This is a genomic window from Afipia clevelandensis ATCC 49720, from assembly GCF_000336555.1.
GTDB lineage: Bacteria > Pseudomonadota > Alphaproteobacteria > Rhizobiales > Xanthobacteraceae > Afipia > Afipia clevelandensis.
The window spans coordinates 760,597-775,805 of sequence record NZ_KB375281.1; the positions used below are offsets into that span (position 1 = coordinate 760,597).

At 61.7% G+C, this 15,209-nt stretch carries 12 protein-coding genes and 2 tRNA genes; 11 read left to right on the forward strand and 3 right to left on the reverse strand.

All coding sequences use genetic code 11. The features are described 5' to 3' along the window. Nucleotides 1-40: 40 nt before the first annotated feature. Together HMPREF9696_RS03480 and tig are read left to right on the forward strand one after the other, a co-directional pair. Nucleotides 41-125, forward strand: a tRNA-Leu gene (locus HMPREF9696_RS03480). A 166-nt stretch (nucleotides 126-291) separates the two neighbouring features. Beyond that, complete coding sequence (tig, locus tag HMPREF9696_RS03485; protein WP_002711566.1) at nucleotides 292-1,653, forward strand: trigger factor; 1,362 nt, start codon at nucleotides 292-294, stop codon at nucleotides 1,651-1,653. A 33-nt stretch (nucleotides 1,654-1,686) separates the two neighbouring features. Here the strand turns inward: tig and HMPREF9696_RS03490 are convergent, their stop codons facing one another. Next, nucleotides 1,687-2,211, reverse strand: coding sequence for a MaoC/PaaZ C-terminal domain-containing protein (locus HMPREF9696_RS03490; RefSeq protein ID WP_245259194.1), 525 nt, complete (start codon nucleotides 2,209-2,211; stop codon nucleotides 1,687-1,689). Between the two features lie 260 nt (nucleotides 2,212-2,471). Here HMPREF9696_RS03490 and HMPREF9696_RS03495 point away from each other — a divergent pair, with 260 nt between their 5' ends. The 9 genes from HMPREF9696_RS03495 to HMPREF9696_RS03535 all read left to right on the forward strand — a co-directional run bounded on the left by HMPREF9696_RS03495 (nucleotide 2,472) and on the right by HMPREF9696_RS03535 (nucleotide 13,234). Further along, on the forward strand, nucleotides 2,472-3,104 hold the full coding sequence (locus HMPREF9696_RS03495) for an ATP-dependent Clp protease proteolytic subunit (RefSeq protein ID WP_002711568.1): 633 nt from the start codon (nucleotides 2,472-2,474) through the stop codon (nucleotides 3,102-3,104). Between the two features lie 269 nt (nucleotides 3,105-3,373). Further along, entirely contained in the window at nucleotides 3,374-6,727 is a 3,354-nt protein-coding gene (locus tag HMPREF9696_RS03500) for a CHAT domain-containing protein (RefSeq protein ID WP_002711569.1), read from the forward strand. Between the two features lie 76 nt (nucleotides 6,728-6,803). Further along, nucleotides 6,804-7,256: a hypothetical protein gene (locus HMPREF9696_RS03505; RefSeq protein ID WP_002711570.1), complete on the forward strand. Its 453-nt coding sequence runs from the start codon at nucleotides 6,804-6,806 to the stop codon at nucleotides 7,254-7,256. A 9-nt stretch (nucleotides 7,257-7,265) separates the two neighbouring features. Next, nucleotides 7,266-7,481 (forward strand): hypothetical protein, encoded by a 216-nt coding sequence (locus HMPREF9696_RS03510; RefSeq protein ID WP_002711571.1) that lies wholly within the window; start codon nucleotides 7,266-7,268, stop codon nucleotides 7,479-7,481. Continuing rightward, the gene (locus HMPREF9696_RS03515; protein WP_002711572.1) at nucleotides 7,481-8,248 is read left to right on the forward strand and encodes a YybS family protein; all 768 of its coding nucleotides are present in this window, start codon (nucleotides 7,481-7,483) and stop codon (nucleotides 8,246-8,248) included. The genes HMPREF9696_RS03510 and HMPREF9696_RS03515 overlap by 1 nt, the downstream gene beginning before the upstream one ends. Nucleotides 8,249-8,586: 338 nt before the next feature. Then, nucleotides 8,587-9,861: an ATP-dependent Clp protease ATP-binding subunit ClpX gene (gene clpX / locus HMPREF9696_RS03520; protein ID WP_002711573.1), complete on the forward strand. Its 1,275-nt coding sequence runs from the start codon at nucleotides 8,587-8,589 to the stop codon at nucleotides 9,859-9,861. Nucleotides 9,862-10,191: 330 nt separating this feature from the next. Beyond that, a complete protein-coding gene (gene lon, locus HMPREF9696_RS03525; RefSeq protein WP_002711574.1) occupies nucleotides 10,192-12,618 on the forward strand; it encodes an endopeptidase La in 2,427 nt (808 codons plus the stop codon). Nucleotides 12,619-12,757: 139 nt separating this feature from the next. After that, a tRNA-Val gene (locus tag HMPREF9696_RS03530) sits at nucleotides 12,758-12,834 on the forward strand. A 91-nt stretch (nucleotides 12,835-12,925) separates the two neighbouring features. Continuing rightward, nucleotides 12,926-13,234 carry a YciI family protein gene (locus tag HMPREF9696_RS03535; RefSeq protein WP_002711575.1) on the forward strand — a complete coding sequence of 103 codons (309 nt, stop codon included), beginning with the start codon at nucleotides 12,926-12,928 and terminating at the stop codon, nucleotides 13,232-13,234. A gap of 8 nt (nucleotides 13,235-13,242) precedes the next feature. Here HMPREF9696_RS03535 and HMPREF9696_RS03540 read toward each other — a convergent pair whose 3' ends face one another. Both HMPREF9696_RS03540 and pepT read right to left on the reverse strand, forming a co-directional pair. Next, the gene (locus tag HMPREF9696_RS03540) at nucleotides 13,243-13,824 is read right to left on the reverse strand and encodes a hypothetical protein (RefSeq protein WP_002711576.1); all 582 of its coding nucleotides are present in this window, start codon (nucleotides 13,822-13,824) and stop codon (nucleotides 13,243-13,245) included. Beyond that, nucleotides 13,821-15,065 (reverse strand): peptidase T, encoded by a 1,245-nt coding sequence (gene pepT / locus HMPREF9696_RS03545; protein WP_002711577.1) that lies wholly within the window; start codon nucleotides 15,063-15,065, stop codon nucleotides 13,821-13,823. Before pepT ends, HMPREF9696_RS03540 begins: the two co-directional genes overlap by 4 nt. Nucleotides 15,066-15,209: the final 144 nt, after the last annotated feature.

A 15,209-nucleotide genomic window follows, 5' to 3' on the forward strand; every position in this document is an offset into this window, starting at 1 on the left:
CCCGCCGCTCGCGGCTGTGCCGCTGGACGACAATCACTGCGCGCTCGTGGCGGAATTGGTAGACGCGCTGGGTTTAGGTTCCAGTGTCGAAAGATGTGGGGGTTCGAGTCCCTCCGGGCGCACCACGCGCGATTTTCGTTTGCGCAAGGAATTCTGGAGGAGACATCCCTCGCGGGAACGTGTCCGCCGCACCACCGATACATGCCGAACGGCTCCGTGGCCTGACGGTTTGTATCCACAGATTGACAACGACCCGGTCTCGCCGGGCCAAGCTGGAAGAAGATAGACGTCATGCAGGTCACCGAGACCCTCGCAGAGGGACTGAAGCACGAGTTCAAGGTCAGCGTTCCCGCGTCGGATATTGATGCCAAGGTGGATGCCCGTCTTGTCGACATGAAGGACAAGGTGAAGCTGAACGGTTTCCGTCCGGGCAAGGTTCCTGTCGCCCATCTCAAGAAGGTCTATGGCCGCTCGGTTGCCGCCGAGACCGTCGAGCAGCTTATTCGCGACACCAATGCCGGTATTTTCACCGAGCGTGGTTTCCGCCTTGCGACCGAGCCGAAGGTCACCATGCCGACCGAGGAAAAGGAAATCGAGGCGATCCTCGAGGGCAAATCCGATCTGAACTATTCGGTCGCCATCGAAGTCGTCCCGGCGATCGAACTGGCCGACTTCAAGACCTTCAATGTCGAGAAGCCGGTGGCCGACGTCACCGACGCCGACGTCGACGAGGCGCTGAAGCGCATCGCCGACCAGAGCCGTCCGTATGAAGCCAAGGCCGAGGGCGCGAAGGCGGAGACCGGCGACCGCGTCACCGTGGCGTTCAAGGGCACGATTGACGGCGTGGCATTCGACGGCGGCACCGGCGAGGGCATTCAGGTCGTGATCGGCTCCGGCACGTTCATTCCGGGCTTCGAGGACCAGCTCATCGGCATTGCCTCGGGCGAGACCCGCACCGTCAAGGCCTCGTTTCCCAAGAACTACGCCGCGCCAAACCTTGCCGGCAAGGATGCCGAGTTCGAGACCACCGCGAGCCTGATCGAAGCGCCGCAGGAATCGAAGGTCGATGACGAGTTCGCCAAGAACCTCGGCATGGAATCCCTCGACAAGCTGAAGGAAGCGATGCGCGAGCGCCTTGTCGCCGAATTCGCCGGTGCGTCGCGCCAGCGCGTGAAGCGTGTCCTGCTCGACAAGCTCGACGAGGCCCACAAGTTCGGTCCGCCGCCGTCACTGGTCGAGGAAGAGTTCAAGCTGATGTGGAACTCGATCAAGGCCGAGATGGAATCCACCGGCAAGACCTTCGCCGATGAAGACACCACCGAGGAAAAGGCCAAGGAAGAATACGAGAAGATCGCGGACCGCCGCGTGCGCCTCGGCCTCGTGCTCTCGGAGATCGGCGAGAAGAACAAGATCACCGTCACCGACGACGAAGTCAGCCGCGCGCTGATCGACCGTGCCCGCCAGTCGCCGGGCCGCGAGAAGGAAGTCTGGGACTTCTATCGCAGCAACCCGAACGCGCTGGCCCAGCTCCGCGCGCCGATCTACGAAGACAAGGTTGTCGATTTCATTCTCGAGCTTGCCAACGTGACCGAGAAGAAGGTCAGTCGCGACGAGCTGGTCAAGGAAATCGAGGATGACAAGACGGCGGCCTGATAAGGCCGCTGCAAAAAGATCGGTCATCGCCAGCTAGAACTGGCGGTGACCCGCCCTCGAATGGATCACCGCATCGAGCGAAACCGACAGCACCTGCTCGGTCCCGTCCGTGATCTGGCTTTTCACCGTCACAATCGCGTTGTTTCGCTCCGGCCTGTGCCGCAGCGCTGCGATCTCCGCATGCCCTGTGAGCGTCATGCCCGGGCGCACCGGCCGCAGAAACCGGGATTCGATCCCGGCGCCCGCGACGCCAGCCACCTGCGTCCACATCGCTTCCACAACCAGCCGCTGATAGATCGCAAGCGTCTGCAGGCCGCTGGCGATCAGCCCGCCGAACGGGCCGTTGGCCGCGGCCACAGGGTCCATGTGGATGGAGAGGGGATCGTACCTTTTGGCGAAGTCGATGATCTCGGCTTCTTCAATCGGGTAATCGCGAAAGGCAAAGCGCTGGCCGATCGCAAGGTCTTCGGCGTAAAGCATTCCGGTCCGATCCTCATTGCGGTGTCCGTGCGGGACGATAGCAGGTCCGGAATATCCGGCCATGACCTCGCGGGTCATGGCGGAAATGGCTTAAACCATTAACGATGTGTGCCGAATAAGGCCCCGGAGCCTGCCTGGGTCGCTTTTCGCCACAAGCCGAATCGGCTTCAACTGGACGGACTTTGAGGCCGTTGCGGCCTTTTCCCGCTCTTGTGGCAGGCTTCTCCTGCTATATCTGTAGGGTCCGACCTTTCTGCATCACGAGGCCAACCGTCCGCCGGAACTCTCCACGTCCTTCAAGCTGTCCGGCTGCGCCTCAGCTAACCTTCAGGTGATAAATGCGCGATCCCGTTGAAACCTACATGAACCTCGTGCCGATGGTGGTTGAGCAGACCAATCGCGGCGAGAGGGCTTACGACATTTTCTCGCGCCTCCTGAAAGAGCGCATCATTTTCGTGACCGGTCCGGTCGAGGACGGCATGTCGGTGCTGATCGTCGCGCAGCTCCTGTTCCTCGAAGCCGAGAATCCGAAGAAGGAAATCTCGATGTACATCAACTCGCCGGGCGGCGTGGTGACATCGGGCCTCGCGATCTACGACACCATGCAGTTCATCCGTCCGCCGGTCTCGACCCTGTGCACGGGGCAGGCCGCGTCGATGGGGTCGCTGCTGCTCGCAGCGGGTGAAAAGGACATGCGCTTCTCGCTGCCGAATTCGCGCATCATGGTCCACCAGCCGTCGGGCGGTTTCCAGGGCCAGGCCACCGACATCATGCTCCACGCGCAGGAGATCCTGAATCTCAAGAAGCGGCTGAACGAAATCTACGTCAAACACACCGGCCAGCCTTACAAGGCTATCGAGGACGCGCTGGAGCGTGACAAGTTCCTGACCGCCGAGATGGCGAAGGAATTCGGCCTGGTCGACAAGGTGATCGACAAGCGCCCTGAGGACACCGGCTCCAAGGCCGCCTGATCCGCGATCGCTTCAATCGCAAATTGCAAACGGACGCCCGCGTAGGCGTCCGTTTTCTTTTTGGGCGTCACCCATTTGGGGGAGGGCCGGCTTTTTTCGGTTCCATCCCCGCATGTACTTGACCTCGTATCGTTCCTTGACGCTAATCACTGCAATTGATCCGGGACGATGTGGGCCCGTCTATTTTCGATCTTTCTTTTTGGACGGCATCCCATTGCGCTCCGGTCACACCGTGTTTCGGTGGCAATGATGATGACCGGGAGCAGGCCATGACAACGGGCGCACGAAGCGGCATCGCCGCAATTTTCGTTTTTCTTGCAGCGGTCGCTGCCAGCCCGGAAGCCTTCGCCTTCAACAAGGAAGCGGCCCTTGAGCAGTGTCGCGCCTCGGTCGGCAGGCCAACGTATCAGGCGTGCAGAGGGAGCGGGGGCGATCACGAGAGGTGCTTCGCCAGGGCGCGCGCCGCTGTGCAGCCGTGCATCAGAGCGAAGATGCCGACGGCAGCACTGTTCGATGCTGCGAAGGTCTCTGCGCCGAAGAAGGAAGACATTGCCGCGGGCGCAGCAGCGTTGGCCAAAGGCAATGTGCCATTGGTCGCGCCGCCGCGCACGGTGTCCGACATCACGGCCATTCTCGACCAGCAGAAGCCGGACCCGGCGAAGATCGCGGAATTGACCGCAACCGCCGGCGCCCCGGTGCCTGCCGGATTGAAGGGCAGCGAGCTTGCGGCGTTTCATTACAAGCGCGGGCAGGCGCGAACGCTTCTCGGCCGCAGCAACGAGGCTCTGGCCGATGCCGAACTCGCAGTCACCCACAGCAAAGGCGACGATTACCAGAATGTCGTGAGCCGTCATGAGAGTTTCCTGATCCACCGCTTGCGCGAGAAGGGTGAGCGCAAACGCGCCATGGCGATGTACAACAAGCAGGTCGCCGCATTCTCCAGCGGGGGAAAGGGCCGCCTGTTCAGCCTGCATAACGCGCTGACGATTCTCGCGCTGCAGTCCGGTGACGTGAATGTGGCTGAGTCCTATGTCGCGCGAAATCGCAGCCTGATGAACGAGGCGCGGCGCTGGCCGATATTCCCGACTTACGGCATGGTCTGGCAGGCGACGCTGGAAGACGGCATCGGGCGCGTTGCGGAAGCGCGGGGCCGATACGCCGATGCAGAAGCCGCATATCACAAGTCGGCGGTGTTCTATGCCAACGCCATCCCGACCATGTCGAAATGGGAGAGCAAGCCCGCCGAAGGCGAGATGGAGCGGTTTGTCGACTGGGCCACGGCCTTTGAGGGACGCACGAAGGTCAAGCAGGGCCGTGTTGGCGAGGGTGAGGCCGATGTTCGCCGCGCTCTTCTCAGCCGCCTCAGCAAGTCCGGAAAATTCCATGCCGATACGGCCGGAATCCTCGCCGTGTTCGTCTACGTGATCCAGGAGCAGGGACGTTACGCCGAGGCCGAGCAGCTTCAGCGTCAGGTGGTCGAGATTTATAGAGGTCTCGGCTATGGCGACGACTCCAACCAGATCGTCAACGCCAATGTTTTCCTCGCGCAGATCCTGAATCTCGAGCGCAAGTACGACGAGGCGACCAAACTCTACGATCAGATAGATGTCTGGACCGCGAAATGGGAGCCGGAGCGCCGCGAACGCATCAGCGGCGGACTGGCGCGTGTCTCGGTCATGCTGACCCAAGGCAACTACGACAACGCGCTGGAGATTGCGCAGCGCTCTTATGAGCGCGAGAAGGCGCGCTCCGGCGACAAGAGCCTCAATACCGCGGTGTCGCGCGGCTATTACGCCGTGACGCTGGCGCGCAAGGGCCGGACGGCCGAGGCGTTGCAGGCTTTCAAGGAATCCATTCCAGTCCTGCAGACCACCGTCGGGGGCAGCGATGACGACAGCGGCTCCACGGCTGCAGCGCGCGAAGGCCGTACACGGTTCGTCATCGAGGGCTATCTGCGCACGCTGGCGCTCAATCCCGCAGCGGCGCCGCCGAATGTCGCGGAAGAAACCTTTGCCTTCGCGGACCTGCTGCGCGGGCAGGCGGTGCAGCGTGCGCTGCAGGCCTCGTCGGCGCGGGCCTCCACCAGCAATCCAGAACTTGCTAAACTGATGCGCGCGTCACAGGACACCGAGAAGCGGATCGGCGCTGCGGTCGCGACATTGAATAACCTGCTGACGCTGCCGCCTGCCGAACGCGAGGAGAAGGCCCTGAAGACCACGCAGGCGGAAATCGCCGCGCTGCAGGCGTCGCGCAATCAGACCATGAGCGAGATTGCGAAGAAGTTTCCGGACTACGGCAATCTGGTGAACCCGCCGCCGCCGAATGCCGGCGATCTGCAAAAGCAGCTCTCCGATGACGAGGCGCTGCTCTCGTTCTATTTCGGCCGTTTCGACAGCTTTGTCTGGGTGGTGCGCAAGGGCGCGCCGGTGCAGTTCGCCCGCCTCAAGATGACGCTGGGCGATCTGAACACGACGGTGACCAAGCTGCGCGATGCGCTGGAGCCGAAGGCGGCGATGATCTCGGATATCCCTGCGTTCGATCTGAAACTTGCGTCGCAGCTTTACGACGATCTGCTGCGGCCGCTCGAAAGCGGCTGGAAGCCGGCGAAGAGTCTGATCGTGGTCACGAACGGTGCGCTCGGCCTGCTGCCGCTGTCATTGCTGCCGACGGCGGCAGCGGAGGTGAAGACCGACGACGATCCGCTTTTTTCCAGCTACCGGAATGTGCCGTGGCTGGCGCGGACCCATGCGGTCACGCTGGTCCCGTCCGCGGCGGCGTTGCAGACCCTGCGCAAGCTGCCGGCCGGCAAGGACTCCCGGCAGGATTTGGTCGCCTTCGGCGATCCGTACTTCAGCAAGGAGCAGGCCGACGATGCGGCGAAGACAGACAAGCCGATGCAGGTCGCCGATGCGTCGAACGTTACGCGGGGCGTGCCGCTCAAGCGTCGCAACAGTCCTCAGCTTGAGGGCGTCGACAGTGTGCAGCTCGGTCAGTTGCCGCGGCTGCCGGACACCTCGGATGAGTTGACCTCCATCGCGCTGGCCCTGCAAGCGGACCCGACCAAGGTTCTCAATCTCGGCAAGGATGCGAACGAGAAGAAGGTCAAGTCGATGGACCTTTCGGGGTTCAAGATTGTCGCCTTCGCGACCCATGGTCTCGTGCCGGGCGAACTGGACGGCCTGACGCAGCCCGCGCTGGCGCTGTCCGCGCCAGGCGTGTCGGATTCCGACGGCGATGGCCTGCTCACGATGGAGGAAATCCTGTCGCTGAAGCTCGACGCCGACTGGGTTGTGCTGTCCGCCTGTAACACGGGTGCTGGGGCAGGCGCGGGGGCTGAAGCCGCATCGGGCCTTGGCCGCGCGTTCTTCTATGCAGGCACCCGCGCGCTGCTGGTGACGAACTGGTCGGTGCATTCACAGTCCGCCCGGGAACTCGTGACCGATCTGTTCAAACGGCAGGCCGCCGATCCGAAGCTGACCCGTGGCGAGGCGCTGCGGCAGGCGATGATGGCGCTTGCGGACGGCCCCGGCTATCTCGGCGCTGACGGCAAGACCGAATTTGCCTACGCGCATCCGCTGTTCTGGGCGCCGTATTCCATTATCGGAGACGGTGGCGGCCGTTAAGGACGCGCAAGGACGAGTCTTTCGGACGGTCCCGCCATACGATAGAACAGGGCATTGCGCGGAAGGAGATTTGAGAATGCAACGGTCGCTTTTGACAGCCGCCATTCTGGCAACTGGATTCACCCTGATCGCCGGCATGCCGGCCAGCGCCGGAACTGTGTTGATTTCCGCCGATGAAGCCAAGCTGCCGCCGGCGAAGGGCGCTGTCGGTGTCGCGACGCGCGGAATTACGCGCGGGCCCAAGGTCGCCTATGTCAGCGCCGCGGATCCGGCGAAATCGCCGATGCGGCTGCAGTTGAAGTTCGAGTCGTTTGGCGGCGCCAAGATCGACACGGACTCGCTGAAGGTGACTTACGTCAAGACCCCGTCCGTTGACCTAACGCCACGCCTCAAGCCCTTCATCAAGCCGGACGGGATCGACATGCCCGATGCCGAATTGCCGGCGGGCGATCACCTGATCCGTGTCGACGTGAAGGACTCGGACGGGCGCACGGCGACGACGAGCTTTACCCTCAAAGTCGCGCCCTGAGCGCGCGGCATGCCGCCCGATTGCCCGTTCTGCGCGCAGCCACTCGTTTCGCAGGCGCTCGTCTGCAGTTCGTGTTCGCGCGACGTCACGATCCCGGAAACGCTGATCGCGGAGCGGGATGATCTCATCCGCAAGCGCGCGCAGGCCGCTGAGGAACTGGCGCAGGCGAAGGCCGAGCTCGAGGCGCTGCGGCGGGGTCAACGTCTCTCATTGCGGCGAAACTGATGGAGTGTCCGTTCTGCGCCGAGAAGGTGAAAGACGAGGCGCTGGTGTGCAAGCACTGCTCGCGTGACCTTCGTCTGGTGCGCCCCGTGCTTCGCGAGATTGAAGGCATTGTCGCCGATCTTGAGACCATCCGCCGCGAATTCGACAATGTCAGCGCTCGTCTTTATCGAAGGCGGCATCCGGTCAGATCGTTCGCCCTTCACAGCATCGCCTACATTCTGATTCCGGCAATCCTGCTTGTCGCGGCGCATGTCATCATCACTATCGTGCTGAACGTGTCGCCGCTCTACCTGCGCATCGCGTCGGTTCTGATCCCGCTGCCATTCGGTGTCGCGATCTATGCCATCCAGAAGGTTGGATGGCGGGGCGCTATCATCGTTGGAGTAGCCACCGCGCTGCTCAGTGTACTCTGCATGCTGACGGTGACGGGCCTGAACGACCATGTTCCGATCCTGCCTGCATCCTGGATCGAATGGCGCGAGGTGCTGGAATATTCGGCCAGTATCGCGCTGGCGTTCCTGACCGGAAACATTCTCGGCATTCTGATCCTGCGGCTGGTCGCCAGTTCGCTGTCACAGGGCGACAAGCCCAATGCCGCCGCCTATCGGGTGGCGAAACTGCTCGGTCCCTATGTCGGCGATGACGAACTCCGGCGCCGGGCCAGAATTATCCAGGATTTGATCAAGACAGTGGGCCCGTTGCTCGGCATCTTGTCCACAGCCGCCGGGTCGATATATGCGGGCCTCAAGGGCATTCTGGGGACATAACTGTCCCGCAGCCGATACCCGTGAAGTTCCGCAGGTCAAAACCGCGTGTCATTCCCGCAACGCTGGGATGAATTCGGTGTCCCGATCGCCTGAAAACGCGCAAAATTGGGCCAAGATCACGGAGTTGAGTGGTTGGGCGATTAGCGAATTCTTGATAGTCGGGTGTCACCATGGTTGGCTAGGGACCATGGATCGGGATTCGATTGAGCCCTGATTCGGGTGGTATCTGAGGTTACGGGTCTTTTTTGGTACGCTTCTTGCCCCTATCTACACACCGTTCCGGTGTGTGCCGGGATGGGGCGACCCCTTAAGAGATCGAGCTGCGGACGGAGACAGGAATGAGCAAGGTCGGTACGAGCGATTCAAAGAACACTCTCTATTGCTCGTTCTGCGGGAAGAGCCAGCACGAAGTCCGCAAACTCATTGCTGGACCGACTGTCTTCATCTGCGATGAATGCGTCGAACTGTGCATGGACATCATCCGCGAGGAGAACAAGTCCTCGCTGGTGAAGTCGCGCGACGGCATTCCGACGCCAAAGGAAATTTGCAAGGTTCTGGACGACTACGTGATCGGTCAGCAGCACGCCAAGAAGGTGCTCTCGGTCGCGGTCCACAACCACTACAAGCGCCTCAACCATCAGACCAAGCACAACGATGTTGAGCTTGCGAAGTCGAATATCCTGCTGATCGGTCCGACCGGTTCGGGCAAGACGCTGCTCGCGCAGACGCTCGCCCGTATCCTCGACGTGCCGTTCACCATGGCCGACGCGACGACGCTGACCGAAGCCGGTTACGTCGGTGAGGACGTCGAGAACATTATCCTGAAGCTGCTGCAAGCTGCCGACTACAACGTCGAGCGCGCGCAGCGCGGCATCGTTTACATCGACGAAATCGACAAGATTTCGCGCAAGTCTGACAACCCGTCCATCACCCGCGACGTGTCGGGCGAGGGCGTGCAGCAGGCGTTGCTGAAGATCATGGAAGGCACCGTGGCTAGCGTTCCTCCGCAAGGCGGAAGAAAGCATCCACAGCAGGAGTTCCTGCAGGTGGACACAACGAACATCCTCTTCATCTGCGGCGGTGCTTTTTCGGGTCTCGAGAAGATCATCTCGGGCCGTGGCCGCACCACCTCGATCGGCTTCGCTGCTCAGGTGCTCGCACCGGAAGACCGCCGCACCGGCGAAATCTTCCGCGAGGTCGAGCCGGAGGATTTGCTCAAGTACGGCCTGATCCCGGAATTCGTCGGGCGTCTGCCGGTCGTGGCGACGCTTGAAGACCTGGACGAGGCATCGCTGAAGAAGATTCTGGTCGAGCCGAAGAATGCTCTGGTGAAGCAGTACCAGCGGCTGTTCGAGATGGAGAATATCGAGCTGACGTTCGCCGATGAGGCGCTTGGCGCGGTGGCCCGCAAGGCCATTGAGCGCAAGACCGGCGCGCGCGGGTTGCGGTCGATCCTCGAGAGCATTCTGCTCGAAACCATGTTCGATCTTCCGGGTCTCGAAGGCGTCGAGGAAGTCGTCATCTCGCGCGAAGTGGTCGAGGCGACGGCGCGTCCGCTCTACATCTATGCCGACCGGACCGACCGGGCGACGGAGACCAGCGCCAGCGCGTGAGCGCGGACGCCGGAACCTTAGAGATGCTCTACGGAAAAGGGCCGCCGATACCATCGGCGGCCCTTTTCGCTTCTTGCGAGACGTGAGAAAAACCCCGATTCACAGGGGTTTTTGGCTCCCTTGACACCCCCCTGCGCCATAGCCACCTAATGGTGTGCTGCGAAAGGAAAGTCTTCCGAGTCGCGACACAAGACCCGGGCAGGGAGAGGCCGTTCACCACGGCCATTGGCTCAAGAGAGCTCTTCTTTACCCGGTACACAAGGCACCTTGTGGCATTCGCGTCAGATCGGCGGATTGCGTGCAAGGGGGCGCAACAAAAGGATGATGGGCATGACAACTGCCTCAAAGCCTCGGCCAAATATCGTTCACGGCGAAAGCCACTCCTATCCGGTGCTGCCGCTTCGCGACATCGTCGTCTTCCCGCATATGATCGTGCCGCTGTTCGTCGGCCGCGAGAAGTCGATCAAGGCGCTTGAAGAGGTCATGAAGAATGACGCGCTGATTTTCCTCGCGACGCAGAAGAATGCGTCCGACGACGATCCGGCGCCCGATTCCATTTACGAGATCGGCACGCTCGCCAGTGTGCTGCAGCTCCTGAAACTTCCCGACGGCACCGTGAAGGTGCTGGTGGAAGGTCTCGAGCGCGGCAAGGCCGGCAAGTACACCGACCGCGCCGAATTCTACGAAGCCAGCGTCACGGCTCTCGCCGATCTCGATGCCACGAGCGTCGAGGCGGAAGCGCTGTCGCGTTCGGTGATCTCCGATTTCGAAAGCTATGTGAAGCTGAACAAGAAGATTTCCGCCGAAGTGGTGGGCGTCGTTCAGCAGATCACGGATTTCGCCAAGCTGGCGGACACCGTGGCCTCGCATCTCGCTGTCAAGATTTCCGACCGCCAGACCATCCTGGAAACACTGTCCGTCTCCCAGCGCCTGGAGAAGGTGATGGGCCTGATGGAGAGCGAGATCTCGGTGCTGCAGGTCGAGAAGAAGATCCGCTCGCGCGTCAAGCGCCAGATGGAGAAGACCCAGCGCGAGTACTATCTCAACGAGCAGATGAAGGCGATCCAGAAGGAGCTCGGCGACGACGAAGGTCGCGACGAACTTGCTGATCTCGAAGAGAAGATCAACAAGACCAAGCTCTCGAAGGAAGCCCGTGAGAAGGCGCAGCACGAACTGAAGAAGCTGCGGCAGATGTCTCCGATGTCAGCCGAGGCAACGGTCGTGCGCAACTATCTCGACTGGCTGTTGTCGATTCCGTGGGGCAAGAAGTCCAAAGTCAAGAAGGACCTCGTTGCCGCGCAGGAAGTGCTCGACAGTGATCACTACGGGCTTGAGAAGGTCAAGGACCGCATCGTCGAGTATCTCGCCGTGCAGTCCCGCGCCAACAAGCTGACCGGACCGATCCTGTGCCTTGTCGGCCCTCCGGGCGTCGGCAAGACCTCGCTTGGCAAGTCGATCGCGAAGGCGACCGGACGTGAGTTCGTGCGCGTGTCGCTGGGCGGCGTGCGGGATGAAGCGGAAATCCGCGGACACCGCCGCACCTATATCGGCTCGATGCCCGGCAAGATCATCCAGTCGATGCGGAAGGCGAAGACCTCGAACCCGCTGTTCCTGCTGGACGAGATCGACAAGATGGGAGCGGACTTCCGCGGCGATCCGTCGTCGGCTTTGCTTGAGGTTCTCGACCCCGAGCAGAACCAGACGTTCAACGATCACTACCTCGAGGTGGATTACGACCTCTCCAACGTGATGTTCATCACGACCGCGAATACGCTCAATATTCCCGGACCCCTGATGGACCGCATGGAGATCATCCGCATCGCCGGCTACACCGAGAACGAGAAGGTTGAGATCGCCCGCAAGCATCTCATCCCGGCAGCGATCGCCAAGCACGGCCTGAACTCGAAGGAATGGTCGATCGACGACGAGGCGCTGCAGTTCCTGATCCGCCGCTACACCCGCGAAGCGGGCGTGCGTAACCTCGAGCGTGAGATTTCGACACTCGCCCGCAAGGCGGTGAAGGATCTCATGATCTCGAAGAAGAAGACGGTGAAGGTGACGGCGGCTGTGGTCGAGGAATATCTCGGCGTGCCGAAGTTCCGCTACGGCTCCATCGAGACCGACGATCAGGTCGGTGTCGTGACGGGTCTGGCGTGGACCGAGGTGGGCGGCGAGTTGCTGACCATCGAAAGTGTCATGATGCCTGGCAAGGGCCGCATGACGGTGACCGGCAACCTGCGCGACGTGATGAAGGAGTCGATCTCGGCTGCTGCGTCCTACGTCCGCTCGCGGGCGATCAACTATGGCATTGAGCCGCCGCTGTTCGATCGTCGCGACATCCATGTGCACGTGCCGGAAGGCGCGACGCCGAAGGATGGTCCGTCGGCCGGTGTTGCGATGACGACCTCCATCGTCTCGGTGCTGACCGGCATCCCGATCCGGCACGATGTCGCCATGACCGGCGAGATCACGCTGCGGGGCAGGGTGCTGCCGATCGGCGGTCTGAAGGAGAAGCTGCTTGCGGCCGCGCGTGGCGGCATCAAGACGGTCTTCATTCCGGAAGACAACGCCAAGGACCTCACGGAGATTTCCGACGCCATCAAGGGTGGCCTGGAGATCATCCCGGTCTCGCGGATGGACGAAGTCCTGGCCAAGGCCTTGGTTCGTGTTCCGACTCCCATCGTGTGGGAAGAGGACACCAAGGTGCTTCCGAAGCCCGACGCGGACGAAGCTGCTGGCGGCCTGACCGCGCACTGAGCGAATGAACTGATGACAAGGAAACGGCGCCCTTCGGGGCGCCGTTTTCGTTTGGGTCACCCTGTCGCGCCAAAGGTTCGGCCTAATTGTCCGAATGGCTTGCGCCGGAGGCCGTGGCAGGGCACATACAGGTCTGGACGGGCGGCTAGCTCAGCTGGTTAGAGCATCTCGTTTACACCGAGAGGGTCGGGAGTTCGAATCTCTCGCCGCCTACCATCCATGCAGCGGCGCCGTCACGCCGCCGCCATGTTGGCTGCCTATTCATCGCGAACGCTTTCACCTCACTGCTGTCAGGGCGGAGTGTCCGATGAAGTATTTCCTGTGCCGTTTCGTTCCTCCGGGGCCGGATTTCCTCAAGACCATGACGCCCGAGCAGAAGCAGCTCATGAAAGCGCATGGCGAGTTCCTGCAGGCCATGTTGGAGCAGGGCGGCGTTGTCGCCCACGGCCCCGTGGCCGATCCCGCCGGTGGCTGGGGCATGTCGCTGTTTCAGATGGCCGATAACCAAAGCGCCGACGATGTGCGCGCCATTATCGCTGAAGACCCGATGATCAAGGCCAACATCGGCGCACGCTACGAGGTGCTGCCGATGCTGCAGCTAAGGATGCGGGGGTAAGTCCAAACCTATCTCTTCGTCAGCACAAATTGCGACTGCGTCAGCCGGCATGGCTTGCCGCCTGTGCAGTCGGCGAGGGGCAGCAATTTCGCGGCGCGGACGAGATGTTCTTTGGTATCCTCGGAGCGGTGCGGCGTCAGCACGCTCATGGCGGTGCGCAGCGAGTCCGCGATCTCGTCGTTGGCCTTCGCGTCGTCCCTGTCAGTGAGCATGACAAGGTCGATGATGTCGTGATTGCGCGCGTCGATATCGACAAACACAAGGCCGATCGGCAGCGGCCCGAGAGCGATATTATCGAACTTGCAGGCCCATGCGTTCTGGCATTGCGAGAGCAGGCGGCGTCCCTGCGGCTTCCACAGGCAGTCCGGTTTTGCGTTGGCGCGCACGAGACAGACCGCGATATCCGGCGCGGCATTGAGATTGATCTTTGAATTGCCGAGCCGGGGCACGCCATCCCACGGACTGCCGTTGGTTTTCGTGGCATCGGCAGTCACGGTGATGTCGAAGCGCTGATCCTGGGCCTTCGCATTCGTCAGGGCAAGGAGCGCAACGACACAACCTGCGCCGAGGTGTTTGAATAGCCGACTCATGCTTTTTCTTCCCAGATCGCTGCAAGGTTGACGATGGTGCGGACCGCAGCCTCCATGTCGCGGACGCTGACCCATTCGAGACGCGAGTGGAAGGAATGTTCGCCGGCGAAGATATTCGGGCAGGGCAGTCCCATGAAGGACAAGCGCGAGCCGTCGGTGCCGCCGCGAATGCTGCTCAGCACCGGTTGAAGGCCTGCACGTCCGATCGCTTCAAGCGCGTATTCGACCACCTCGGGATGACGGTCGAGCACTTCCTTCATGTTGCGGTACTGCTGCTTCACCTCGAATGTGTAGGTCGAGTGCGGAAAGTCCTTGATGACGTCGCGCACGATGTCTTCAAGCAGGCTTTCCTTGTAATGCAGTCCCTGCTCGGTGAAGTCGCGCACGATCAGCGAGAGACTTGCGCTGTCGAGGCCGCCTTCGAGCCCGACCGGGTGCAGGAAGCCCTCGCGGCCTTCGGTGGTTTCCGGCGCAAGGTCTTTCGGCAGCCGGTCCACGATCCGGCACGCGATTTTCAGCGCATGCTCCATCTTGCCCTTGGCAAAGCCGGGATGAATGCTGACGCCCTGGATGGAGATGGTGACGCCGTCCGCCGAGAATGTCTCGTCTTCGAGATGGCCCGCGCTTTCGCCGTCGATAGTATAACCGAAATCGGCGCCGAGCTTCTTCAGGTCCACCTTGTCGGCGCCGCGGCCGATTTCCTCATCCGGTGTGAACAGGATCTTGATCGCGCCGTGCTTCACTTGCGGATTGGCGAGCAGAATCTGCGCCGCGTCCATGATCTCGGCAACGCCGGCCTTGTTGTCCGCGCCGAGCAGCGTGGTGCCGTCGGTGGTGACAATGTCGCTGCCGATCTGTTCGGCCAGCGCCGGATTGTCGGCTGCGCGGATGACCTGCGTCGGATCAGCAGGGAGCACGATGTCGCCGCCGCGATAGTTTTTGACGATCTGCGGTTTGACATTCTTGCCGGTGCAATCCGGCGAGGTGTCCATATGCGAGCAGAAGCAGATCACCGGCACGATCTTGCCGGTGTTCGCCGGGATCGTGGCGTAGACATAGCCGTGCTCGTCCATATGCGCGTCGGTAAGGCCGAGATCGCGCAACTCCTGGGCCAGCAGGCGGCCGAGGTCTTTCTGCTTTTCGGTGGAAGGGCAGGTGGGGGATGACGCATCCGACTGCGTATCGATTCGCACGTAACGCAGGAAGCGGTCGAGGACGGTGTGGGTGAACTCGATTGCCAATACTTTGCTCCGTCATCCTGAGGTGCGAGCCGCACTTGCGGCGAGCCTCGAAGGATGAGCGACCATAGTGGTCGCGCCGTCGCCCTTCGAGGCCTTCGCTTCGCTACGGCACCTCAGGGTGACGGCAAGCGCAGGCAAGAACGG

Coding starts and splice junctions, on each gene's coding strand:
- tig (WP_002711566.1), top strand. CDS start 292: ATGCAGGTCACCGAGACCCTCGCAGAGGGACTGAAGCACGAGTTCAAG.
- HMPREF9696_RS03490 (WP_245259194.1), bottom strand. CDS start 2,211: ATGACCCGCGAGGTCATGGCCGGATATTCCGGACCTGCTATCGTCCCG.
- HMPREF9696_RS03495 (WP_002711568.1), top strand. CDS start 2,472: ATGCGCGATCCCGTTGAAACCTACATGAACCTCGTGCCGATGGTGGTT.
- HMPREF9696_RS03500 (WP_002711569.1), top strand. CDS start 3,374: ATGACAACGGGCGCACGAAGCGGCATCGCCGCAATTTTCGTTTTTCTT.
- HMPREF9696_RS03505 (WP_002711570.1), top strand. CDS start 6,804: ATGCAACGGTCGCTTTTGACAGCCGCCATTCTGGCAACTGGATTCACC.
- HMPREF9696_RS03510 (WP_002711571.1), top strand. CDS start 7,266: ATGCCGCCCGATTGCCCGTTCTGCGCGCAGCCACTCGTTTCGCAGGCG.
- HMPREF9696_RS03515 (WP_002711572.1), top strand. CDS start 7,481: ATGGAGTGTCCGTTCTGCGCCGAGAAGGTGAAAGACGAGGCGCTGGTG.
- clpX (WP_002711573.1), top strand. CDS start 8,587: ATGAGCAAGGTCGGTACGAGCGATTCAAAGAACACTCTCTATTGCTCG.
- lon (WP_002711574.1), top strand. CDS start 10,192: ATGACAACTGCCTCAAAGCCTCGGCCAAATATCGTTCACGGCGAAAGC.
- HMPREF9696_RS03535 (WP_002711575.1), top strand. CDS start 12,926: ATGAAGTATTTCCTGTGCCGTTTCGTTCCTCCGGGGCCGGATTTCCTC.
- HMPREF9696_RS03540 (WP_002711576.1), bottom strand. CDS start 13,824: ATGAGTCGGCTATTCAAACACCTCGGCGCAGGTTGTGTCGTTGCGCTC.